General features: G+C 69.1%; 18 protein-coding genes. 6 read left to right on the forward strand and 12 right to left on the reverse strand.

Annotation, left to right across the window (positions count from 1 at the left end; genetic code table 11):
- Positions 1-13 precede the first annotated feature (13 nt).
- Positions 14-1,075 carry a winged helix DNA-binding domain-containing protein gene (locus tag DXT68_RS05095; RefSeq protein WP_045252920.1) on the forward strand — a complete coding sequence of 354 codons (1,062 nt, stop codon included), beginning with the start codon at positions 14-16 and terminating at the stop codon, positions 1,073-1,075.
- A 12-nt stretch (positions 1,076-1,087) separates the two neighbouring features.
- Here DXT68_RS05095 and DXT68_RS05100 read toward each other — a convergent pair whose 3' ends face one another.
- On the reverse strand, positions 1,088-2,530 hold the full coding sequence (locus DXT68_RS05100) for a helix-turn-helix domain-containing protein (protein WP_045252921.1): 1,443 nt from the start codon (positions 2,528-2,530) through the stop codon (positions 1,088-1,090).
- A gap of 108 nt (positions 2,531-2,638) precedes the next feature.
- On the opposite strand from DXT68_RS05100, the gene DXT68_RS05105 reads away from it, so the two are divergent.
- Complete coding sequence (locus tag DXT68_RS05105; protein WP_045252922.1) at positions 2,639-4,501, forward strand: phosphoenolpyruvate carboxykinase (GTP); 1,863 nt, start codon at positions 2,639-2,641, stop codon at positions 4,499-4,501.
- Between the two features lie 142 nt (positions 4,502-4,643).
- Here the strand turns inward: DXT68_RS05105 and DXT68_RS05110 are convergent, their stop codons facing one another.
- Complete coding sequence (locus tag DXT68_RS05110) at positions 4,644-6,539, reverse strand: ABC transporter ATP-binding protein (RefSeq protein WP_045252923.1); 1,896 nt, start codon at positions 6,537-6,539, stop codon at positions 4,644-4,646.
- A gap of 100 nt (positions 6,540-6,639) precedes the next feature.
- Here DXT68_RS05110 and DXT68_RS05115 point away from each other — a divergent pair, with 100 nt between their 5' ends.
- Positions 6,640-7,671, forward strand: a complete 1,032-nt coding sequence (locus tag DXT68_RS05115) for a S66 family peptidase (RefSeq protein ID WP_045252924.1) — start codon at positions 6,640-6,642, stop codon at positions 7,669-7,671.
- On the opposite strand, the gene DXT68_RS05120 is transcribed toward DXT68_RS05115, so the two are convergent.
- Complete coding sequence (locus DXT68_RS05120; protein ID WP_244268110.1) at positions 7,655-9,745, reverse strand: heavy metal translocating P-type ATPase; 2,091 nt, start codon at positions 9,743-9,745, stop codon at positions 7,655-7,657. The genes DXT68_RS05115 and DXT68_RS05120 overlap by 17 nt on opposite strands.
- A gap of 143 nt (positions 9,746-9,888) precedes the next feature.
- Positions 9,889-11,349, reverse strand: a complete 1,461-nt coding sequence (locus DXT68_RS05125) for an MFS transporter (protein WP_045252926.1) — start codon at positions 11,347-11,349, stop codon at positions 9,889-9,891.
- Positions 11,350-11,499: 150 nt separating this feature from the next.
- Here DXT68_RS05125 and DXT68_RS05130 point away from each other — a divergent pair, with 150 nt between their 5' ends.
- Together DXT68_RS05130 and DXT68_RS05135 are read left to right on the forward strand one after the other, a co-directional pair.
- On the forward strand, positions 11,500-11,997 hold the full coding sequence (locus DXT68_RS05130) for a metallophosphoesterase family protein (RefSeq protein WP_208856509.1): 498 nt from the start codon (positions 11,500-11,502) through the stop codon (positions 11,995-11,997).
- Positions 11,998-12,035: 38 nt separating this feature from the next.
- Positions 12,036-12,497 (forward strand): hypothetical protein, encoded by a 462-nt coding sequence (locus DXT68_RS05135; RefSeq protein ID WP_045252927.1) that lies wholly within the window; start codon positions 12,036-12,038, stop codon positions 12,495-12,497.
- A gap of 108 nt (positions 12,498-12,605) precedes the next feature.
- Here the strand turns inward: DXT68_RS05135 and DXT68_RS05140 are convergent, their stop codons facing one another.
- The 4 genes from DXT68_RS05140 to DXT68_RS05155 form a co-directional block, all read right to left on the reverse strand.
- Positions 12,606-14,351, reverse strand: coding sequence for a glycoside hydrolase family 35 protein (locus DXT68_RS05140; RefSeq protein ID WP_045252928.1), 1,746 nt, complete (start codon positions 14,349-14,351; stop codon positions 12,606-12,608).
- Positions 14,352-14,412: 61 nt separating this feature from the next.
- A complete protein-coding gene (locus DXT68_RS05145; RefSeq protein ID WP_045252929.1) occupies positions 14,413-15,768 on the reverse strand; it encodes an ABC transporter substrate-binding protein in 1,356 nt (451 codons plus the stop codon).
- A gap of 67 nt (positions 15,769-15,835) precedes the next feature.
- The gene (locus tag DXT68_RS05150) at positions 15,836-16,681 is read right to left on the reverse strand and encodes a carbohydrate ABC transporter permease (protein WP_045252946.1); all 846 of its coding nucleotides are present in this window, start codon (positions 16,679-16,681) and stop codon (positions 15,836-15,838) included.
- Between the two features lie 46 nt (positions 16,682-16,727).
- Positions 16,728-17,645, reverse strand: coding sequence for a carbohydrate ABC transporter permease (locus tag DXT68_RS05155; RefSeq protein ID WP_045252930.1), 918 nt, complete (start codon positions 17,643-17,645; stop codon positions 16,728-16,730).
- 160 nt (positions 17,646-17,805) lie between these two features.
- On the opposite strand from DXT68_RS05155, the gene DXT68_RS05160 reads away from it, so the two are divergent.
- Complete coding sequence (locus DXT68_RS05160; RefSeq protein WP_082068801.1) at positions 17,806-18,786, forward strand: LacI family DNA-binding transcriptional regulator; 981 nt, start codon at positions 17,806-17,808, stop codon at positions 18,784-18,786.
- Between the two features lie 76 nt (positions 18,787-18,862).
- Here DXT68_RS05160 and ribH read toward each other — a convergent pair whose 3' ends face one another.
- The 4 genes from ribH to ribD are packed head-to-tail and all read right to left on the reverse strand — an operon-like array spanning position 18,863 to position 22,333.
- Positions 18,863-19,336: a 6,7-dimethyl-8-ribityllumazine synthase gene (ribH, locus tag DXT68_RS05165; protein WP_045252932.1), complete on the reverse strand. Its 474-nt coding sequence runs from the start codon at positions 19,334-19,336 to the stop codon at positions 18,863-18,865.
- Positions 19,333-20,601 (reverse strand): GTP cyclohydrolase II, encoded by a 1,269-nt coding sequence (gene ribA, locus DXT68_RS05170; protein ID WP_045252933.1) that lies wholly within the window; start codon positions 20,599-20,601, stop codon positions 19,333-19,335. The genes ribH and ribA overlap by 4 nt, the downstream gene beginning before the upstream one ends.
- On the reverse strand, positions 20,598-21,227 hold the full coding sequence (locus DXT68_RS05175; RefSeq protein WP_045252934.1) for a riboflavin synthase: 630 nt from the start codon (positions 21,225-21,227) through the stop codon (positions 20,598-20,600). Before DXT68_RS05175 ends, ribA begins: the two co-directional genes overlap by 4 nt.
- The gene (ribD, locus tag DXT68_RS05180; RefSeq protein ID WP_045252935.1) at positions 21,227-22,333 is read right to left on the reverse strand and encodes a bifunctional diaminohydroxyphosphoribosylaminopyrimidine deaminase/5-amino-6-(5-phosphoribosylamino)uracil reductase RibD; all 1,107 of its coding nucleotides are present in this window, start codon (positions 22,331-22,333) and stop codon (positions 21,227-21,229) included. Before ribD ends, DXT68_RS05175 begins: the two co-directional genes overlap by 1 nt.
- Between the last annotated feature and the right edge of the window lie 57 nt (positions 22,334-22,390).

Below are 22,390 nucleotides of genomic sequence, written 5' to 3' on the forward strand. Positions count from 1 at the left end.
GCATGATGAGGACATGAAGACCTCGACCCTGCTGTCGGAGCGTCTGTGCTCGCATCGGCTCAGCGCCCCGGCGTGTTCGGTGACGGATGCGGCGGCGCACATGCTCGCGGTGCAGAGCCAGGACCTCCTGGCGGGCCGATGGGCGCTGGCGTGTCGCACCGGGGGAGAGCCGCCGCTGCGCGCGGTCGACCGGGCGTTCGAGCGGGGCGACCTGGTGCGCGCATGGACGATGCGCGGCACCCTGCACATCATCCCCGCGCGGGATCTCGGCTGGGTGCTCTCGGTGACCGGTCGACGTCAGCGTCAGCAGGCCGCCACGCGACGACGTGATCTGGGCATCGATGACGAGATGCTCGGCGCAATCACCCGGGCGATCGTGCCCGCGCTCCGAGACGGCGGTGCGACGCGCGCCGAGATGTTCGATCTCTTCCGCGGCGCGGGGGTCGACCCCGCGGGCCAACGGGGGATCCACCTGCTGGCCGAGCTCACGCTGCGGGGACTCCTGTGTCAGGGCCCGATCGTCGCGCGCTCGGGCATCGCCCGCGAGCAGCGGTTCGTGCGTGTCGAAGACCACATCCGCGAGCACGCGGCACCCGACGATCCGCTCGCCGAGCTCTTCGTCCGCTACGTCGACGGTCACGGACCCGCCGGGATCGCCGACTTCGCCTGGTGGTCCGGCCTCACCCTCGGGCAGTCCCGCGAGGCCCGGGAGCGCGCGGCGGGTCGCGTCGCCGAGGTCGATGACGGGGTCTTCGTCTCGCTGCGGCGTCCGCGACGGTCGGCCGCAGCGCCCGACGTGCGCGCGCTCGGAGCCTTCGACGAGTACTACATCTCGTACGCCGACCGCACCGCGGTGTGTCGTCCGAAAGACCTCGCCGCGGTGGGGCCGGGCAAGAACGGCATGGTGCGGGCGACGATCCTCGCACACGGCAGGGTGGTCGGATGCTGGACGCACGCGAGCGCGTCACTCGGCTCGCCGGCCGAGCTCTTCGACGTCGTCCCGGGCGACGCGCCGATCGACCACGACGCGGTCGGTGCCGCGCTCGCCCGCTTCACGCGTTTCGTCGAGGGCTGAGCGGGCCCGGCCTCATTCGTCGGCGTGACGGGAGAGGAAGTTGTAGACCTCGTTGTCGTCGACGCCGGGGAACGCGCCGCGGGGGAGCGGAGAGAACATGTGGGTGTGCACGCGCGCGCTCGGCCAGGCCTTGCCGTACCAGCGCTCGGTGAGGTCGGTGGAGGGGCGACGGCAGCAGGCCTCGTCGGGGCAGGTCGACACCGCACGGTCGGCGGTCTCACGTCCGCGCCACCAGCGGGCATCGTCGAAGGGCACGCCGACCGTGATCGAGAACTCCCCGTCCGTCGACGCACCGGTCTGGGTGGAGCACCAGAACGTTCCCGAGGGGGTGTCGGTGTACTGGTGGTGCTCGTTCGTGCGGTTCTGCTGGGTGAACGCCGCCCGCGCCTGGAACCGGCGGCACACGCGCTGGCCCTCCACCGCGCCTGTGACATCCATCGGCAGCGGCAGGCCGTCGTTCTCGTAGACGCGGGTGATGGCGCCCGTGGCGTCGACGCGCAGGAAGTGCAGTGACATGCCCAGGTGCTGGGTGAGCAGGTTCGTCATGCGCATCCCCGCGGCCTCGTGGGTCACACCGAACGCGTCGCGGAAGTCCTCGACCGCGAGGTTGCGGTCCTTCTTGGCCTGCTGCAGGAAGGCCACTGATGCGGTCTCGGGCATCAGGCAGGACGCGGCGAAGTAGTTGATCTCGAGCCGCTGCTGCAGGAAGTCGGCGTAGTCGGTGGGCGGGGTGTGGCCGAGCAGGCGGTGCGCCATGGCCTGCAGTGCCATCGACCGCAGGCCGTGCCCGCCGGGGATCGAGGCCGGGGGCAGGTAGATGCGGCCGTTCTCGACGTCGGTCACCGATCTCGTCGAATGGGGGAGGTCGTTGACGTAGATGAGCTCGAAACCGAGCTTCTCGGCCATGATGCTCACGGTGCGGTGCGTCAGCGCGCCCTGCACGTGACCCGCCGAGCGCAGCTGCTTCTCGGCGAGCTTCTCGATGTCGCCGAGGTAGTTGTGCTGTTCGCGCATGCGCAGTCGCAGCTCGGTGTTCGCGCGCCGCGCCTCCTCGGGCGTCGCGATGGCCTCGCGCTCCCGACGCTGGAGTTCGCGATGCAGTCCGAGCATCGACTCGATCGTCTCGTCGCTCATCCCCTTCGTCACGCGCACGGGGGCGATCCCGAGCTGCCGGAACACCGGGCTCTCCTGGGCGCGCTCGAGTTCGATCTCCAGGGCGGCGCGACGGTTGGGCGGTTCCGCGGAGATGAGATCGGTGACTTCGGTGCCGGTCGCCTGTGCGATGGCCTGCAGCAGGGAGAGCTTGGGCTCGCGCTTGCCGTTCTCGATGAGGCTGAGCTGGGATCCGGCCACGCCCACGAGAGCGCCGAGCTCATCGAGAGTGAAGCCCTTCTCGAGACGTCGATGACGGATGCGATGCCCGAGGGTCGCGAGATGAATGCCCGAGGTAGCCATTCCTTGATCATATCTAAAGAATGCAGATTCTTACACGCAGGAATGGCCGAAAGTCCGCCGTTAACGCGAAGAAGATGGATGCAACGCCCCCGACATCAAGGAGCAGTCATGGCGATCGCCGAAGTCTTCACCCCCCGAGCAGCATCCGTCGCACCCGTGCGCACCTTCGGGACGGCTCCGACCTATGACACCCCCGCGATGACCGAGCTCCGCGAATGGGTCGACGAGATCGCCGCGCTCACGCAGCCGGCCTCGATCCACTGGGTCGACGGCTCGCGCGCCGAGAACGACTGGCTGCTGCGCGGCCTGGTCGACGAGGGCAAGCTCATCAAGCTCAACCCCGAGTGGCGTCCCGGCTCGTACCTCGCCCGCTCGCACCCCAGCGATGTCGCCCGCACCGAGGGCCGCACCTTCATCTCCTCGGAGCGCGAAGAGGATGCCGGCCCCACGAACAACTGGGCGCCGCCCGCGCAGATGCGCGAGAAGATGACCGAGATCTTCGAGGGGTCGATGCGCGGACGCACCATGTTCGTCGTGCCGTTCTCCATGGGACCGGTCGGGGGGCCCCTGTCGCACATCGGCGTCCAGATCACCGACAGCGCCTACGCCGTCACCTCCATCGGGATCATGACGCGCGTCGGCGACGCGGTCACGCGACAGATCGCCGACGGCGCCCCGTGGGTGAAGACCGTGCACTCGGTCGGCGCGCCCCTGGCGCCGGGTGCCGCGGATGTCGAGTGGCCCTGCAACGACGACAAGTACATCGTGCACTTCCCCGAGACGCTCGAGGTGTACTCGTTCGGCTCCGGATACGGCGGCAACGCGATCCTCGCCAAGAAGTGCTTCGCGCTGCGCATCGCCTCGGTGATCGCCCGTGACGAGGGATGGCTCGCCGAGCACATGCTGCTCATCCGGGTCATCGATCCTGCAGGCAAGGCCTACCACGTCGCCGCAGCCTTCCCCTCGGCGTGCGGCAAGACGAACCTCGCCATGCTGCGTCCGACGATCCCCGGGTGGCGCGTCGAGACTCTGGGCGACGACATCGCGTGGATCCGCCCGGGCGAGGACGGCCGCCTCTGGGCGATCAACCCCGAGGCCGGGTTCTTCGGCGTCGCGCCCGGCACCGGCGAATCGACCAACGTCACCGCGGTCGAGACCCTCTGGGGCAACACGATCTTCACGAACGTGGCGCTGCGTCCCGACGGCGACGTGTGGTGGGAGGGACTGACCGATCAGGCGCCCGCGCACCTGATCGACTGGGAGGGAAACGACTGGACGCCGGACTCGGGGCGTCCGGCCGCGCACCCCAACTCTCGTTTCACCGTCTCTGCCGCACAGTGCCCGCAGATCTCGGAGGACTGGGAGCAGGCGGTGCCGCTCGACGTCATCCTGTTCGGCGGACGCCGCGCGACCAACGTGCCGCTCGTCGTGGAGGCGACGGACTGGACGCACGGAGTGTTCCTCGGCTCGAACATCTCGTCGGAGCGCACGGCCGCCGCCGAGGGCACGGTCGGCGAGCTGCGCCGCGATCCGTTCGCCATGCTGCCCTTCTGCGGCTACAACATGGCCGACTACTTCGGTCACTGGCTCACGGTCGGTCGCGGCCTGCGGTTCGATCGCGCACCGCGCATCTTCCAGGTCAACTGGTTCCGTCGCGGTTCCGACGGGCGCTTCCTGTGGCCCGGCTTCGGCGACAACTCACGGGTCGTCGACTGGATCATCCGCCGCATCGCGGGCGAGGTCTCGACAGTGGACAGCCCGATCGGCCGTCTGCCGATCGTGTCGGATCTCAACCTCGATGGCATCGACGTGCCGCAGGCCGACCTCGACGAGCTGTTCGCCGTCGACACCGAGGCCTGGAAGCATGAGGCCGACCTCACCGAGGAGTTCTACGACACCTTCGGCGAGAAGGTGCCGGCAGCTCTCCGCGCCGAACTGGCATCGCTGCGCTACCGCCTCGACAAGGCGTGACAGACCGGGCGCCGGTTCGGGGGAGCCGGCGTCCCACCCTTCCCCCCCCCCCCGACCCGCGAGGGCGGGACGTCGGAGACGAACCCATGGCTGAGTGGTCTCCGGCATCCCGCCCTCGCGCACTCTCGTGTGTGCGCCTCGCTCAGGCCAGCAGCTGGTGCCGGGCCAGGTCACGGTAGAGCGGCGTCGACTCCACGAGCTCGGCGTGCGTGCCCTGTCCGACGACGGTGCCGTCCTGCAGTACCACGATCAGGTCGCTGTCGACCACCGTCGACAGCCGGTGCGCGATGACGATGAGCGTGCGGTCGGTGGAGACCGCGTCGATCGCCTCGCGCATGCGCTGCTCGTTCACGCCGTCGAGCGACGACGTGGATTCATCGAGCAGCAGGATCGGTGCATCCGTGAGCAGGGCACGGGCGATCGCGAGACGCTGACGCTCTCCGCCCGAGAGCATCACGCCGTCTTCGCCGACGGGAGCCGAGAGGCCGAGTGGGCTGCGCTCGAGCACATCGCCGAGGTTCACCGCGCGCAGCACCTGTTCGCATGCCGCATCGGAGGCGTCGGGCGATGCGAGGCGCAGGTTGTCGGCGAGCGTCCCGGCGAGCGTGGGGGCATCCTGCTCGACGTATCCGAACTGCGCCCGAAGCTCATCCCGGGGGTACGTGCGCGCATCGTGCCCGTACAGGCGGATCGAGCCGCCCGTCGGGTCGTAGAAGCGCTCGATGAGCGACAGGATCGTGCTCTTGCCGGCGCCGCTGGGACCCACGAGTGCCACGCGGGCGCCGCGGGGCACGGCAAACGAGACGCCGCGCAGCACGTCGCGGTCGGGGCCGGAGGCGTCGGCCGTCTCGAGCGTGCCGCTGCGTTCGAGGTGCGCGTCGGCGAGCAGCGTCTTCGCCTCCTTCGCCGCGGCCTCACGGGCGGCGACGACGTTCTCGGGATAGTGGAAGCGCACATCGCGGAACTCGAGAGCGGGCGCCGCGGGGTCTGCCGCATCGCGCGGGATCGACGTGGCGGTCTGTGCGTCGTCCTGGGTCTCGGTCGGCAGGTTCAGCACCTCCTGGATGCGGCCGAGCGCGCCCAGCGCCTGGTTCACCGAGGTGATGGCCCCGAAGGTCGTCGCGAGCGGCATCACGAGCATGAACAGGAAGAGGATGAAGGTGATCAGCGAGGCGATCGTGATCGTGCCGGCGGCGACGCGGAAGCCGCCGACGCCCAGCACGACGAGCATGGACACCTGCAGCGCCACGCCCGCGATCGGCACGACCAGCGAGGAGATCTTCGCGATCCGCACGCCGATCCCGTACGCCTCCGTCGCGAGCGTCGACACCGATGCGGTCTCGCGCTCGGTGGCTCCGGAGGCTCGGACGGTGCGGATGGATCCCACGGCACGCTCGACGCCGGACGCGAGCTCGCCCACCTTCTCCTGCTGGGCCGTCGACGCCGTGCGGATGCGGCCGCTGAGTGCCACCACGACGACCACGGAGACGCCGATCACCACGACGATGAGCAGCAGCAGCACCGGGTCGATCACGAGCATGGCGATCAGCGCGCCGAGGAACAGGATCGCGCTGCCGACGGCATCCGCCAGCCCCTGCGTGAGCACGGCGTAGAGCAGCGTGGTGTCGGTGCCGACCCGCGAGACCAGGTCGCCGGTGCGGCGGGCGTCGAACTCGCTGATCGGCAGATGCAGGATGCGGGAGATGAGCTTGCGCCGGCTGGAGTAGACGACGGCAGTGCCGGTGCGCTGCAGCAGATAGTGCTGGTACCCCGAGATGATCGACGACACGACCACGAGTGCGATGAGCACCCACACGATGATGCCGAGACCCTCATCGGACTGCACGGCCTCGATGACCTGTCCCACCAGCAGCGGCTGAGCGAGCGAGGTCGCCGCGCCGAACACGCTGAGCACGGCGACGACGATGAGTGTGCGCTTGTGCTCGAAGAGGAAGGGGAGGAGCTGGCGGAAAGTGGCGCGCGGGCCGTCCTGGTGCGCGCCGCGTCCGCGTCGGCGTGGTGTCGCCGTGCTGGACATGCGGGACCTCGATCTGCTGGGGGAGTAGTTCGACCGTACTTCGTGCCGCGGCCGATTCTGTGGATGGGCTGTGCGCGTCTCGTGATGCGAGACTGGGGCGATGCTGGCTGCACCGAGACCCGTCCCCGGCGACCATGTCGCCATCCTCTCACCGGCCTTCGCCGCTCCGGCCGTCGCGCCGCAGATCCACGAGCAGGCGATGCGCCGGCTGCGGGACCTCACCGGTCTGATCCCCGTCGAGTATCCGACCACGCGTGAGCTCGATGCGACCCCCGAGGCGCGGGCCGCCGACGTGAACGCGGCCTTCGCGGACCCGCGCATCCGCGCCATTCTCGCCACCATCGGCGGCGACGATCAGATCCTCGTCGTGCCCCACCTCGACGCTGCGCTCGCGCAGGCAGACGCCAAGCCCTTCCTCGGCTACAGCGACAACACGAACATCCTCAACTGGCTCTGGGGCCTGGGCATCCGCGGGTACTACGGCGGATCCACCGCCGTGCACCTCGGCCCAGGGCCCGCGGTCGACGACGTGCACCTGCGGTCGCTGCGCGCGGCGCTGCTCGACGGCGGCGCGCTCGAGATCACGGAGCCCGGAGAGTCGGAGGACGTGGGGAGGCGATGGACCGACCCGCGCGCACTCACCGAGTACGGCGATCGGGTCGCGACCGAGGAGTGGACCTGGTCGGGTCCTGCCGTCCGCGTCGAAGGCCGCACCTGGGGCGGATGCCTCGAGGTGATCGATCAGCTCGCGCTCGCCGACCGGCTGCCGACCTCGTACGACCTGCGCGGCGGGATCCTGCTGCTCGAGACGAGCGAGGAACGCCCGGCGGCGAGCTGGGTGGCGCGCTGGCTGCGCGGGCTGGGCGAGCGGGGCATCATCGGCGCTGTCGCCGGGGTGGTGGTGGCGCGACCGCCGGTGAGCGACTTCGACTTCCGGCCGTCGGCGGAGGAGGCAGGCTCCCTTCGTGCGGCGCAGCGTGATGTCGTGATCGAGACGGTGGCGCGATACAACCCGGATGCCGTGGTCTGCGTGGGTGTGCCGTTCGGTCACACGCGGCCGCAGTGGATCGTGCCGTACGGCGGCGCGATGGTCCTCGACGGCGCCGCCAGGACGATCACGGCCTCGTACTGAGGGTCGTGCCGGCTGAGACGGCGTCCGGTCGCAGATCCAGTCGGCGAAGCACCTGGGCGTTGAGCGCGACGACGATGGTCGACAGGGACATCAGCACCGCTCCGACGGACATGGGGAGGATGAATCCGATCGGAGCGAGCACTCCGGCGGCAAGGGGGACCGAGAGCAGGTTGTAGCCGGCAGCCCACCACAGGTTCTGCGTCATCTTGCGGTAGCTGGCCCGCGACAGCTCTATCACCGAGAGCACGGACCGGGGGTCGTCGCTGGCGAGGATGACGCCGGCCGAAGCGATCGCGACATCCGTTCCCGCACCGATGGCGATGCCGACGTCGGCCTGTGCGAGGGCGGGGGCGTCGTTGACGCCGTCTCCGACCATCGCGACCTTGCGGCCCTCGTTCTGAAGCTCCTTCACCTTCGACGACTTGTCCTCCGGTCGCACCCCCGCGAAGTACCGGTCGATGCCGAGTTCACCTGCGACGGAGGCGGCGACCGCGTCGGCGTCACCGGTGATCATGACCACCTGCACGCCGCGCGCGTGGAGGGCATCGACGGCGGGCCGAGACTCCGGACGTATCTCATCGGCCAGGCGCAGGGCACCCGCCACCTGACCGTCGACGAGGACGTGGAGGATGATCGCACCCTCACGTCGCCACTCGTCGGCGACGGGGAGCTCCTGGGCGTGTTCCTGCTCGAGCAGGTACGGGCCGCCGACCTGCACGAGGCGTCCGTCTACGCGCGCGCGGACCCCCACGGCAGGAGAGGACTCGAAGTCCGAGGAGGCAGGAACGGCAGAGGTCTTCTCCTTCGCGGCGTTCACGATCGCACGTGCGAGGGGATGCTCGGAGTCCACTTCCGCCGCGGCAGCCGATGCGAGCAGTCGATCAGCGTCGGTTCCCGGTGCGGGGTCGATCGCCGTCACTGCGGGGGCGCCCTTGGTGAGCGTGCCCGTCTTGTCGAACAGCACGGTGTCGATGGTGCGCATGCTCTCCAGCGCGAGGCGATCTTTGATCAGCACACCCCCGCGAGCAGCCCGCTCGGTCGCGATCGACACGACGAGTGGAATCGCCAGACCCAGCGCGTGCGGGCAGGCGATCACGAGCACGGTGATCGTGCGGATCACGGCCGCATCGGGCATGCCGACCGCCGTCCAGACGATCGCGGTGATCGCCGCAGCGCCGAGCGCGAACCAGAACAACCAGCCTGCCGCTCTGTCCGCGAGCCGCTGCGCCCGCGACGACGAACTCTGTGCTTCGGTCACCAGCTTCCGGATACCCGCCAGGGCGGTGTCCTCGCCGATGGCGGTGATCTCCACCCGCACACCGGAATCGGTGGCGACGGTACCGGCGATCACCTGGTCGCCGTCGCTGCGGCGCACCGGCCGGGACTCGCCGGTGATCATCGACTCGTCGATGCTCGCCGAGCCCTGCACGATCTGCCCGTCCGCGGGAATCCGCCCGCCGGGGCGCACCACCACCACATCGCCCACCTGCAGATCGGACGGGGCGACTGTGACCGTCGTGTCGCCTTCGATCCTCTCCGCCTCATCGGGCAGCAATGCAGCCAGAGAGTCCAACGCGGAGGTCGTCTGCGCGAGCGAGCGCATCTCGATCCAGTGACCGAGCAGCATGATCACAATCAGGAGCGCCAACTCCCACCAGAAGTCCAGCTCATGATGCAGCAGACCCACGCTCGCGCCCCACGATGCGACGAACGCCACCGTGATCGCAAGGGCGATCAGCAGCATCATCCCGGGCGTGCGGGCCCTCAGCTCACTCACCGCACCGGTGAGGAATGGGGCTCCGCCCCACACGTACATGATGCTGCCGAGAACCGGAGACATCCACCCGACCCACCCGGCGTCGGGCAGCGGGTATCCGAGCAGCATCGAGAACATCGTCGAGAACCCGACGACAGGGAACGCGAGGACCAGCATGATCCAGAACAGGCGTCGGAATCGCCCTACATGATCACCGTGCCCCGCGTGCCCTGAATGCCCCGCGTGCTCTGAATGCCCCGCGTGCTCTCCGTGGCTGGTGTGGCCACCGTGTTCATCATTGTCGATGTGCGCGTCCATGAGTGCAGAATACCCCCTGGGGGTATTCAACGCGATCGGTCATGCTGTATTCCCCGCCGAGGCGCTCTGCCCGTTGCCCGTCGCGCGGATGGAAAAGGCGGCACCCCCCGAGGAGATGCCGCCCTTTCGCTCGAGATGAGCTGTCAGAGTTCGACCGCAGCGGCGACGCCGAGGTCTTCGTCGTAGTCGTTGTCCTTGGTCTCCTTCGAGAGGAACAGCGCGATGAAGGTGAGCACTCCCATCGCCGACAGATAGAGCCCGACGAGCCAGGGCGCGCCGTCACCGAGCTCCCACAGCCACAGCGCGACGATGGGAGCGAGGGCGGCGCCGAGGATCGACGACACGTTGTACGAGATCGCGGACCCGGTGTAGCGCACGTTCGTGGGGAAGAGCTCGGGCAGCAGCGCGCCCATCGGACCGAACGTCGCTCCCATCAGCATGAAGCCGAACACGAGGAACGCCTGGGCGAGCGCTCCTGTGAACTTGGGGTCGACCGCGGGCAGCAGGAAGGCGTTGAAGGTGAGACCGAACACGATGATGAGTCCGGTGACCCACATCAGCAGCCTGCGGCGCCCGATCTTGTCGGCGATGGGGCCGGAGAGCAGCGTGAAGACACCGAAGAACACCACGCCGATGATCTGCATGAGCACGAAGTCGGTGTAGCCGAATCCGAGGCCCGGGTAGAACTGAGACGCGAAGGCGGCGGCGTCGAAGTCCTTGCCGGTCGCTTCGGCGGCGGCCCGCGCTGCGGCCGACGCGGTCTCGAGCGATGCGGGCTTGGTGCCGTAGGCGAGGGTGAAGTTCGTCATCAGGTAGAACAGCACGTAGGTCGCCAGCATGATGAACGTGCCGAGGATCAGCTGCCGCCAGTGGTGGCGGAAGACGGTGGCGAGCGGCAGCTTGCGGATCGCGCCCTTCTTCTCGGCCTTGGTGAAGGTCTCGGACTCGACGAGCTTCAGGCGCACCCACAGGCCGATGATGACCATCACGGCGGAGAACAGGAACGGGATGCGCCATCCCCACGACAGGAACGCCTCGGACTTGAGCGCCGGGTTCTCGGAGTGCGGCAGCAGCCAGTTGATCGTGAGGAACAGCAGGTTCGCGATGATGAAGCCGAGCGGCGCTCCCAGCTGGGGGAACGTGCCGTACCAGGCGCGCTTGCCCTTCGGGGCGTTCTCGGTGGCGACCAGTGCGGCACCCGACCACTCACCGCCGAGGGCGAAGCCCTGCGCGAGGCGCAGGATCAGCAGGAGCAGTGCCGCCCACCAGCCGATCTGCTGGAAGGTGGGGAGCAGGCCGATGACGAACGTCGCGATGCCCATCGTGAGCAGCGAGGCGACGAGCGTCGCCTTGCGACCGAACTTGTCGCCGAAGTGGCCGAAGATCACCGCACCGATCGGACGGGCGATCATCGCGGCGCCGAAGACGGCGAACGACGACAGCAGCGAGGTGGTGTCGTTCCCGGTGGGGAAGAACAGCACCGGGAAGACGAGCACGGCCGCCGTCGCGTACGCGTAGAAGTCGTAGAACTCGATCGTCGTGCCGACGAGGCTCGCCGTGATGACGCGCGAACGCGGATTCGCGGGCGCTGTGGTCGTACTCATGCTGCTCCTTAGATCCGAGTGCGCTGGTATACCAGGGCACCGAGAGATCCTACGCCTTCCTGAACGTTTGCTGGGTGCGTATGACATCCCGTCGCCGCGCGTGCGTAGAGTCGAACGCGGATGCCGATGCCCACGGGAGACGAGAAGATCGTGACGACGAGACTGCTGCTGATCGCCGACACCCATGTGCCCGCCCGCGCGAAGAGACTGCCCGACGCCGTGCTGTCGGCGGTCGAGGAGGCCGACATCGTCGTGCACGCGGGCGACTGGATCGACGTCGCGACTCTGGATCTGCTCGAATCACGAGCACGGCGACTCGTGGGCGTTCACGGGAACAACGACGGCCCGGCGCTGCGCGAGCGGCTGCCCGAGATCGCCCGGCTGACGGTCGAGGGCGTCGAGATATCCGTGGTGCACGAGACCGGGCAGAAGCAGCGGCGCGAGGAGCGGATGGACGCCGCCTTTCCCGGCACGGATCTGCTCGTCTTCGGGCACTCGCACATCCCGTGGGACACGGTGGCCCCGTCGGGCATGCGTCTGCTGAACCCGGGGTCGCCGACCGATCGCCGCCGTCAGCCCGTCTGCACGATGATGACGGTCGTGATCGACGGCGGGCGGATCGACGCCACGCTGGTGCCGATCGCGTGAGCGGCCACCCTGAGGCTCCTTCCGTCTACCGCGCCCCGATGCGCTCACGCGATGACGACGTGCGCCGCGGGGCTGCCGTCGAACGGGCGCTCGCGACCCGGGTCTGCGGAATGGGCGGCCGGCTCGACGACCCGCCCGGCTCGATCGACGACGCGCTCGCCGCGGTGGACGCGGCTTTCGGGGAGCGGATGGCACGCCGACTCGAGCGATTCGCGAGCGTGCTCGAGGGGACGTTCGTCTGGACTCGCGACGCCGACGGGTTCCTGTGGCTGGGCCGGCTCACCGGACCATGGCGCTACGACGCATCCCCCGAGGCGAGCGCGGTCGATCTCGGGCATGTGCGCGCGTGCGACTGGCTCGACCATCCGGTCGATCCGGCCGCGGTGCCGCCCGGCGTGCAGGAGGCTTTCGCGCGCGGGGGCCGCAACTGGCAGAGCATCACCCGGGCCGACACCGCACGCCTGACCGCCGACGTCTGGTGGTCCCGCAGAGGCGCGTAGCGACGGTGCGGAGCCGAGGTCGGTGCCTCCGCTCCATTCCTCTGTGCCCTGTTCCTCTGTGCGCTATTCCTCTGTGCCCTATTCCTCTGTGCTCTATTCCTCGGTGCTCTATTCCTCTGTGTCGCCGAGAGCGAGTGCCGAGACGAAGTCCGCGGACGGGGAGAGCAGGTACTCGAGCTCGAGGACGACGAGCCTGTTCGCTCCGGCGAGGGTCGCGGGTGCGGGGACGAAGAGCGTACGCTGCGGGCCGTTGCGCCAGTAGCGGCCCAGGAAGAACCCGTTGACGAACGCGTACCCCTTGCTCCAGGACGCGGTGTCGAGCAAGAGGTCGGCGGGGGAGTCGAGGGTGAAGTCCGCGACCCACGCGGACGGTCCGGTGAACGGAGCGCCCGACGGCTTCCCGCCGCGGCCGGCGATCTCCGCCGCGATCTCCGCGACGTCGAGCGGTGTCGAGCGCCATCCGGTCAGGGGTGCATCGTCGACGGCGGGGGTGCCGATGAGGCCCTTCTGCTCGCCGAGCCGGTGGTCGTAGTTCACGCGACCCTGCTCCTCGACGAGGATGCTGAGCGTGCGGCCGGCGGGAATCTGCAGCGCGCGGTCATGGCGCGCGCGCGAGAGAGTTCCGACAGCCTGGCCGTCGACGCTCACCCAGGCGAGGTCGCGCACCTCCTCGGTGACGAGAAGCCCTCCACGGCCTCCCGGCAGCTCGGTGTCGTAGCGGACGAGAGCGCTCAGATGCCCGAGCTCGTCGAAGGTCGCCGGGGAATCGGTGCGCACGGACGTGTCGACCACGGCATCCGTCCACGCGCCCGCAGGCACGAGCGGCACCGAGAATGCCGGCGAGGTCGTCGCGGCGGGCGGGCGCTCATCGGGGACGGGGGCGTACTTGGCGATCACGTCGCGGAAGGCGAAGAACTTCGCCGTCGGGTTCCCGGCTTCGTCGAGAGGGGCGTCGTAGTCGTACGAGGTGACGATCGGCAGGTAGCGGCCCTTGTGGTTGGCGCCGTTGGTGAGTCCGAAGTTCGTGCCGCCGTGGAACATGTAGATGTTCACCGACGCGCCGGCGGCGAGCAGCTCGTCGAGGTCGGATGCCGCGGCCTCCACATCGGTGGTGTGGTGCACGCCGCCCCACCAGTCGAACCAGCCGTCCCAGAACTCGGAGCACATCAGCGGACCGGTGGGCTGGTGGGCGCGCAGGGTGGCGAGTCGCTCGGCGCTGCGCGAACCGAACGAGCCGGTCTTGTGCAGCTCGGGCAGGCTGCCGTCGGCGAGCATCTGATCGGTGGGCTGGTCGACCGTGGTGAGCGGAACGGTGATGCCCGCCTCGCGAGTCAGCGCGACGAGAGCCTGGAGGTAGGCCTTGTCGGAGCCGTAGGCGCCGTATTCGTTCTCGATCTGCACGAGCACGACGGAGCCGCCGCGGTCGATCTGCCGGGGAGCGACGATCTCGTAGACGCGACGCAGGTAGTCGCTCACCTCGGCCAGGTAGGTGGGCTCGGAGGAGCGGAGCTCGCGCTCGCCGGCGGTGAGCCAGTTCGGGAGCCCGCCGTTGTGCCATTCGGCGCAGATGTAGGGGCCGGGGCGGACGATCGCATCCATGCCCTCGGCCTGGATGAGGTCGAGGAATCGACCGAGGTCGTTCCATCCCGTGGCATCCCACTCGCCCCGCCGCGGCTCGTGCGCGTTCCAGGCGACGTAGGTCTCGATCGTGTTCAGCCCCATCAGGCGTGCCTTGCGGATGCGGTCCTGCCACTGGTCGGGGTGCACCCGGAAGTAGTGGATGGCACCGGAGATCACCCGGTGGGGGAGGCCGGCGCGGAGGAAATCGGTCTCGCCGATGGAGAAGGAGGTCACGATGAGGTGCTTTCGATGGGTGGGCCGGACGGGAGGATTCCCGCCCGGCCCAGACGTGCGATTACTTGTTGACGGCGAAGCCCTGCGAGTTGCCGTACTCGACCAGTGCGTCCTGCCAGGTCGTCAGTCCCTCGTTCAGGTCCGTGCCGTTCTGGTACGACTGGCCGACGGTGTCTCCGAAGATGCTGTTGCCGTAGACCTGGTAGGGCAGGTAGCTCCAGCCCTCGACGACGTCATCGGCCGCGGCCGCGAGGACCTCGTTGATCTTCTGACCGCCGAAGTACTCCGGGGCGTCCGCCAGGAACTCCTCGCTCGACAGCTCGGCCGTGGTGGAGGGGAACCCGCCGGACTCGAGGAAGGTCGAGATGCTGTCCTCCGAGTTGTTCAGCCACCACAGGAAGCCCGCAGCGAGCTCGGGGTTCTTGCTCTGCGAGGTCACGGCCTGACCGCCGCCGCCGTTCTCGGCGGACGCCGGGGTGCCGTCGTAGGTCGGCATCGGAGCGACGCGCCAGTCGCCGGCTCCGTCGGGGGCACCGGTGATGAGGTTGCCGGGCATCCAGGCGCCGATCACGAGGGTCGCGAGGCTGCCGTCGCCGAGAGCGCGGAACCACTCGTCGCTCCAGCTGCTGTACGGGGCGAGCAGGTCCTCCTCGACGAGGCGGTTCCAGTTCTCGGTCCACTTCTTCGATCCGTCGTCCTGCAGATCGATCGTCACGTCGGTGCCGGAGGCGGCGAACGGCTCGCCGCCCGCCTGCCAGATCATCGAGGTGGCGAAGCCCGCGTCGCCGGTGTCGTTGGTGATGTACGCGTCGGGGTTCGCCGCGTGGATCGTCTTGGCGGCCTCGTAGTACTCGTCCCACGTGGTGGGCACGGCGACACCGGCGGCATCGAACACGGCCTTGTTGTAGAACAGCGCCATGGGGCCCGAGTCCTGCGGCAGGCCGTAGATCGCGTCGCCCTCGGTGACGGAGTTCCACGTCGAGGCGGTGTAGTCGTCCTCGAAGTCGGCGAAGCCGTACTGCGAGAGGTCGACGAACGCGTCGCTGAGAGTGAACTGCGGGAAGGCGTAGTACTCGATCTGCACGACGTCGGGGGCGCCGGAGCCGGCCTTGATCGCGTTCTGGAGCTTGGTGTACTCGTCCTTGTTGGTGCCCGCGTTGACCACGTTGACCTTCACATTCGGGTACTCCTTCTCGAAGGCCTCGACCTGGGCCTCCGCAGACGGCGTCCACGACCAGTACGTGATCTCGCCGCCCTTCTCGAGAGCGGCCTCGACGGAGTCGAACGAGCCGTCGCCGGCCGCGCCGCCGCTGCCGGAGCTGCCGGCGCTGCATCCGGCCAGCGCGAGCGCCGCGACGGTGCCGGCCGCGAGCACCGTGAGGGTGCGTCGGGCGGCGGGGGAGGGAAGGTGCTTCATTGCTGTGTCCTTTCGGGGGTGCGGTCCTTCATCGGACCGACGTCTTCGGTGCAGAGGATGCCGGGAGCTACTGCTTGACGCTGCCGGCGGTGAGACCTGACTGCCAGAAACGCTGCAGCAGCAGGAAGGCGATGACGATCGGGACGATCGTGAGCAGCGAGCCCATGATCACGAGGTTGTAGATCGGCTGGGAACCTGCGCCGATGGCCTGCGCGCTCCACTGGTTGAGACCCACGGTGAGGGGATACCAGGCGGGGTCGGAGAGCATGATCAGGGGCAGGAAGTAGTTGTTCCAGGTCGCCACCACGGTGAACAGGGTCACGGTCACGATGCCCGGGGCGAGAAGCCGCATCGAGATGGTGAAGAACGTGCGGAACTCGCCGGCCCCGTCGATACGGGCGGCCTCGAGCAGCTCGGTCGGCACCGATTCCGAGGCGAAGACCCAGATCAGGTACAGCCCGAAGGGACTGATGAGTGACGGGATGATGACCGCCCAGGGCGTGTTCGTGAGCCCCAGCTCGCTGAAGAGCAGGAACGTCGGCACGGCGAGGGCGGTGCCGGGCACCGCGACGGCACCGAGGACGACGGCGAAGACGGCGCGCCGGCCGGGGAAGCGGTACTTCGCGAGTCCGTAGCCCGCCATGGTCGCGAGCAGGGTCGCCCCGCCCGCACCCACCACGACGTAGAGGAGGGTGTTGCCGAGCCAGCGGAGGAAGATCCCGTCCTGGTACGAGAATGTGGCGACGAGGTTGTCGAAGAACGCGAAGTCGTCGGAGAACCACAGGCCGAACGAGCTGAACAGTCCGGACTGCGTCTTGGTCGAGCTGAACAGCAGCCACACGAGCGGGATGAGCGTGTACAGCGCGTAGGCGACCATCACGATCAGCAGGATCTTCGACTTGCGCGGATTCATCAGATCGTGGCGCTTCTGCGAGGGACGGGCGAGGGGGAGTGCCATGTCAGCGCACCTCAGACTTCGAGCCGCGCAGCTGCACGACGTAGGCGATCACCGCGGTGATGACGCCCATGATGATGGCGATCGTCGCGGCGTAGTTGAACTGCTGTCCCGCGAACGAGAGGTTGTACGCGTACATGTTGGGGGTGAAGTACGTCGTGATCACGTTCGGGGCCAGTGGACGCAGGATGTTGGGCTCGTTGAAGAGCTGGAAGCTGCCGATGACCGAGAAGATCGTCGCGATCACCAGCGCGCCGCGGACGTTCGGGATCTTGATCGAGAAGATCGTGCGCCAGGCTCCGGCGCCGTCGAGAGACGCGGCCTCGTACATGTCGGTTGGGATCGTCTTGAGCGACGAGTAGAAGATCAGCATGTTGTAGCCGACGAACTGCCAGGTCACGATGTTGCCGATCGAGACCAGGATCCACTCCCTGGCGAACGGGGTGATGAGGTCGCTGCCGAGGAAGTCGTTGAAGTTCGACGTGAGTCCGAACTGGTCGCCGTAGATGTATCCCCACATCAGCACGGCCACGACGGCGGGCACGGCGTAGGGCAGGAAGATCAGGATGCGGAAGAACGCCGCGCCCCGGAGTCGAGCGCTGTCGAGGGCGAGCGCGGCGGCCAGCGCCAGGACCAGCATGATCGGCACCTGCACCACGAGGAACAGCACGACGCGGCCGAAGGCCTCCCAGAACTGGGGGTCGGTGAGTGCGCGCACGTAGTTGTCGACGCCGACGAAGGCGGTGCCGCCGACGAGCTTCTCCTGGAAGAAGCTCAGGTAGAGCGCGTACGCGAGCGGGGTGAGGAACACCAGGGCGAAGACGACCATGAAGGGGCCGACGAATGCCCAGCCCTTCCAGTCGCGCTTCTCGCGCCGGCGGGTGCCGTGAGCCGCCAGGGCGACGGAGTCTTGTGTCGTCATCGACGAGAACCTTCTTACGGATCGGGCGCTCACTGCGCCGTGTGTCAACGTCAACATATTCGACGCGCTGCTAGTGTGTCAACGTCAACACATGAATGGATGATCGATCGTGACTTCGGAACAGCCGGCAGAGCCGCCGCAGCGGCGGAGAGATCCGTCGATGGAGGACGTCGCGCGCGAAGCAGGTGTCTCCGGTCAGACCGTCTCACGGGTCGTGAACGCCCGCGGATACGTGGGCGCGGCGACGAGGGAACGCGTCGAAGATGCCATGCAGCGGCTCGGATACCGGCCCAACAGTGCGGCCCGCGCCCTGAGGTCGGGGCGATTCCGGGCCATCGGCGTCATCATGTTCTCGTTCAGCTCGTACGGCAATCAGCGCACTCTCGACGCGATCGCGGTGCGCGCCTCGCAGAGGGGCTACGCGCTGACGTTGATCCCCGTGGAATCGACGGCGAGGGACACCGTCGCCGGAGCATTCCGTCGACTCGAAGAGCACGCTGTCGACGGCATCATCATCGTGATCGAGGCGCATCAGCTCGATGAGGCCGAGGTCGAGATCCCGGACGGGATGCCCGTGGTGCTGGTCGACTCGAACCGCGCCGACGCGCATCCCTTCGTCGACACCGATCAGGCCCAGGGCGCGCGTCTCGCCACCGAGCATCTGCTCGACCTCGGACACGCGACCGTCTGGCACGTGGCGGGGCCCGCGAAGTCGTACTCCGCCGAGCGTCGCCGGGAGTCGTGGCGCCAGACGCTCGAATCACGCGGCGTCGTGGCACCCGAGCCGCTGCAGGGCGACTGGTCGGCGGAATCGGGATACCAGGCGGGTCTCCGCCTGCGCGACGACGACGGGGTCACCGCCGTGTTCGCCGCGAACGACCAGATGGCGATCGGTGTCGTCCGGGCGTTCCGCGAGGCGGGACGCGACATCCCCGGCGATGTCAGCGTTGTCGGGTTCGACGGTCTGCCCGATGCCGCCCAGCTCTGGCCGCCGCTGACCACCGTGCAGCAGCACCCCGAGAAGGTCGGCGCGCTGGCCGTCGACGCGCTGCTCGCCGAGCTCGACGGGGAAGAGCGCGCGCAGACCCCGCTCGTGGGCACCGAGCTCATCGTGCGCGAGAGCACCGCGCCGCCGCGCTAGTCCGCCGCGACCGCGGCTCCGCGCCAGATCGTGGCGATCGCGACGTTCGTGGCGATCGCGACGTTCGTGGCGGAGGTCAGCCGCGCAGATCGCGCACCACGAGGGCGGTGCGCAGCGCCGCCTCCGCCGCCTCCGCGCCCTTGTCCTCCTTCGAGCCCTCGAGCCCGGCACGATCGAGGCCCTGCTTCTCGTCGTCGAGCGTGAGCACGCCGAAGCCGACCGGCTTACCGGCGTCGAGCGCCACCCGGGTGAGCCCGTCGGTGGTCGCGGCCGAGACGTACTCGAAGTGCGGGGTGCCGCCGCGGATGATCACTCCGAGGGCGACGACGGCATCCGCTCCACCCGCGAACGCGGCCTGGGCGGCGACGGCCAGCTCGAACGACCCGGGCACGCGGACGAGCCGGTAGGCCGCATCCGCCTCGTCCAGGACGCGCTGCGCCCCGGCGATCAGCCCGTCGGTGATCACGTCGTGCCAGGTGCCCGCGACGATCACGACCTTGAGTCCGCGTCCGTCGATCTTCTCGGTCCTGGGTGCTCCTGCGCCGCTCATTCCTCGTCCTTCCGTCCGTCGGCGAGAGCCTCTGCGAGCTCCGCCTCACCGATGATGTGACCCATCCGGTCACGCTTGGTCTCCAGATACTGGTGGTTGTTCGGGCCGACGCCCACGATCAGCGGCACCTGCTCGACGACGTCGAGGCCGAGGCTGCGCAGCTGGTTCACCTTGTCGGTGTTGTTGGTCAGCAGGCGCACCTTCGAGACGCCGAGATCGGTGAGGATGCCGGCCGCCGCCGCGTAGTCGCGCGCATCGGCGGGGAGGCCGAGCGCGAGGTTGGCATCGACGGTGTCGAGACCCTCCTCCTGCAGGCTGTACGCGCGCAGCTTGTTGATCAGGCCGATCCCGCGACCCTCGTGACCGCGCATGTAGATGACGATCCCGCCGTCCTTCTCGATCGCGTCCAGCGCGGCGTCGAGCTGCGGACCGCACTCGCATTTCAGCGAGCCGAAGGCCTCACCGGTCAGGCATTCCGAGTGCACGCGCACGAGGGCGGTCTCGCCCGGCTCCCCGGAGACGACGGCGATGTGGTCGGTGCCGGTCACCCTGTCCTTGTAGGCGAGGAAGCGGAAGGTGCCGTGCGTGGTGGGGACGGTGGCGTCGGCGCGCAGGCTGACGCGACGGCTCGCCCGCTCGGCGGACCAGCCGGTGGGGTCGCTCTCGGTGAGGTGCGCGATCAGCTGCTCGATCGTGATGACGGGCACGCCGTCGCGTTCGCCGAGCTCCAGCAGCCCGGGGAGGCGCATCATGCTGCCGTCCTCGGCCACGACCTCGGCGATCGCGCCGACCGGCCGCAGCCCCGCGAGCTTCATCAGGTCGACCGCAGCCTCGGTGTGTCCGCTGCGTTCGCGCACGCCGCCGTCGACGGCGCGCAGCGGCAGCACATGCCCGGGCCGGATGATGCTGGTCGCGGTCGAGTCCGGGTTCGCGAGCACGTTGAGGGTGTGCGCACGGTCGTGGGCGCTGATTCCCGTGGTCACGCCCTCGGCGGCGTCGACGCTGACCGTGTACGCGGTCGATCTCGCGTCTTCTGACGCGGCGACCATGGGCGGGAGGTTGAGGCTGTCGGCGAGATCCGTCGGCATCGGGGCGCAGATGAACCCCGACGACCAGCGCACGGTCCACGCGACCCATTCGGGTGTCGCGAGCTCGGCGGAGAGAATGACGTCGCCCTCGTTCTCGCGGTTCTCATCGTCGGCGACGAGCACCGGGCGCCCGGCGCGAAGGGCTTCGAGGGCCTCGGGGATGGTGGAAAGGCTCATCGTGAGCCTCCTTCCGGTGCTGCCCGGAACGCCAGCAGGCGCTCGACGTGACGGGCGAGGATGTCGGTCTCGAGGTTCACGCGGTCGCCGACCGCGCGGACTCCGAGGGTGGTGGCGGCGAGGGTCTCGGGGATCAGCGAGACCTCGAGCCAGTGCTCTGCCGCATCGGCGGCGCTCACGGCGCTGACGGTGAGCGAGGTGCCGTCGATCGAGATCGATCCCTTGTCGACGACCAGCGGGGCGAGGTCGTCGGGCAGTCCGATGCGCAGAACGCTCCACTGCTCCCCGGGCCGGACCTCGAGGACGAGCCCCGTGCCGTCGACGTGACCCTGCACGATATGTCCGCCGAGGCGGGCGCCCACCGGCATGGCCTTCTCGATGTTGACCCGCGTGCCCACGCTCGCTCCGCCGAGGGCTGCGACGTCGAGCGTCTGCTTCATGACGTCGGCGTCGAAGGTGTCGGCAGTCGACGCGACCACCGTGAGGCACACCCCCGACACGGCGATCGACTCGCCGTGCACAGCCCCGGACGCGGCGCGCGGTGCGCGCACCGTGAGGCGCCATCCGTCGCCGGCGGGCGCGATCGCCGTGATCTCGCCGATCTCCTCGATGATTCCGGTGAACATCAGGCGACTCCTTCTTCTGTGCGTGGTTCTGTGCGTGCTTCTGTGCGCGGTTCGCTGGCGCGTTCTGTGCGTGGTTCTGCGCGTGATTCGATGCCGAGCGCGGGACGCGCCACGGCCAGCAGGTCGACGCCGAGCGGCACCCACTCGTCGATGGTCAGCCGGTGCGCGTCGGCGATCGAGGCGACGCCGACGTCGGTGAGGGCGAGCCGATCGCCGCCCAGCAGTACCGGGGCGAGGTAGACGAGCACGCGATCGGCGAGGCCCGCGGCCACGAATGCGCTGGCCAGGGTGGGGCCGCCCTCGACGAACACGCTCTGGATCCCGCGCTCATGGAGATCCCCGAGGACAGCGGACAGATCGTGCGTGGCGTGGAAGATCGGCGGATGCGGATGTCTGCGGATCGCGGCGTCGACGGGCGTGGAGCGCGCGCCGATCACGACGGGAACGGGCTGGTGCGCGTACAGCGTCGCTCCGTCGCGCGCCGTGAGCGCAGGGTCGTCGGCGAGAACGGTGCCCGTGCCGACCGCGATCGCGTCGGCGAGGGAGCGACGGCGGTGCACGTCGGCGCGCGCGACCGGCCCGGTGATCCACTGGCTGGTGCCGTCGGATGCCGCGGCCCGACCGTCGAGCGACTGCGCCCACTTCACGGTGACGTGCGGGCGTCCCAGTCGCTGGGCGGTGAGCCAGCCGTCGATGACGGCGCGCGCGGTCCGCGCCTGCTCCCCGGCGTCGACGCTCACCCCCGCTGCGCGGAGACGCTCGGCGCCACCACCGGAGACCTCGCCGGGATCGTCGAGGGCGTAGACGACCCTGGCGACTCCCGCGTCGATGAGGGCGAGGGCGCAGGGTCCGGTGCGGCCGGTGTGGTTGCAGGGCTCGAGAGTGACGACAGCGGTTGCGCCCTGTGCGGCACCGGGGGCGAGCTTCGAGAGCGCGTCGACCTCGGCGTGCGGGGTGCCCGCACCCCGGTGCCACCCCTCGGAGAGCACGGTGCCGTCGGGGGAGAGGATGACCGCGCCCACCTGCGGGTTCACGCCGCGGGGGCCGAGCGCCGCGAGCTCGAGCGCTCGGGTCATCGCCCGGCGTTCCGTCTCGTTCACTGCCATCCGTCGTCCTCTCTGAGGCTCCGGGGATTCCCTCGAGGGGAGAGGCAGGCAGAACGT

Origin of the sequence: Microbacterium foliorum, from assembly GCF_003367705.1 — a bacterium.
In the GTDB taxonomy this organism is placed as follows: Bacteria; Actinomycetota; Actinomycetes; order Actinomycetales; family Microbacteriaceae; genus Microbacterium; species Microbacterium foliorum.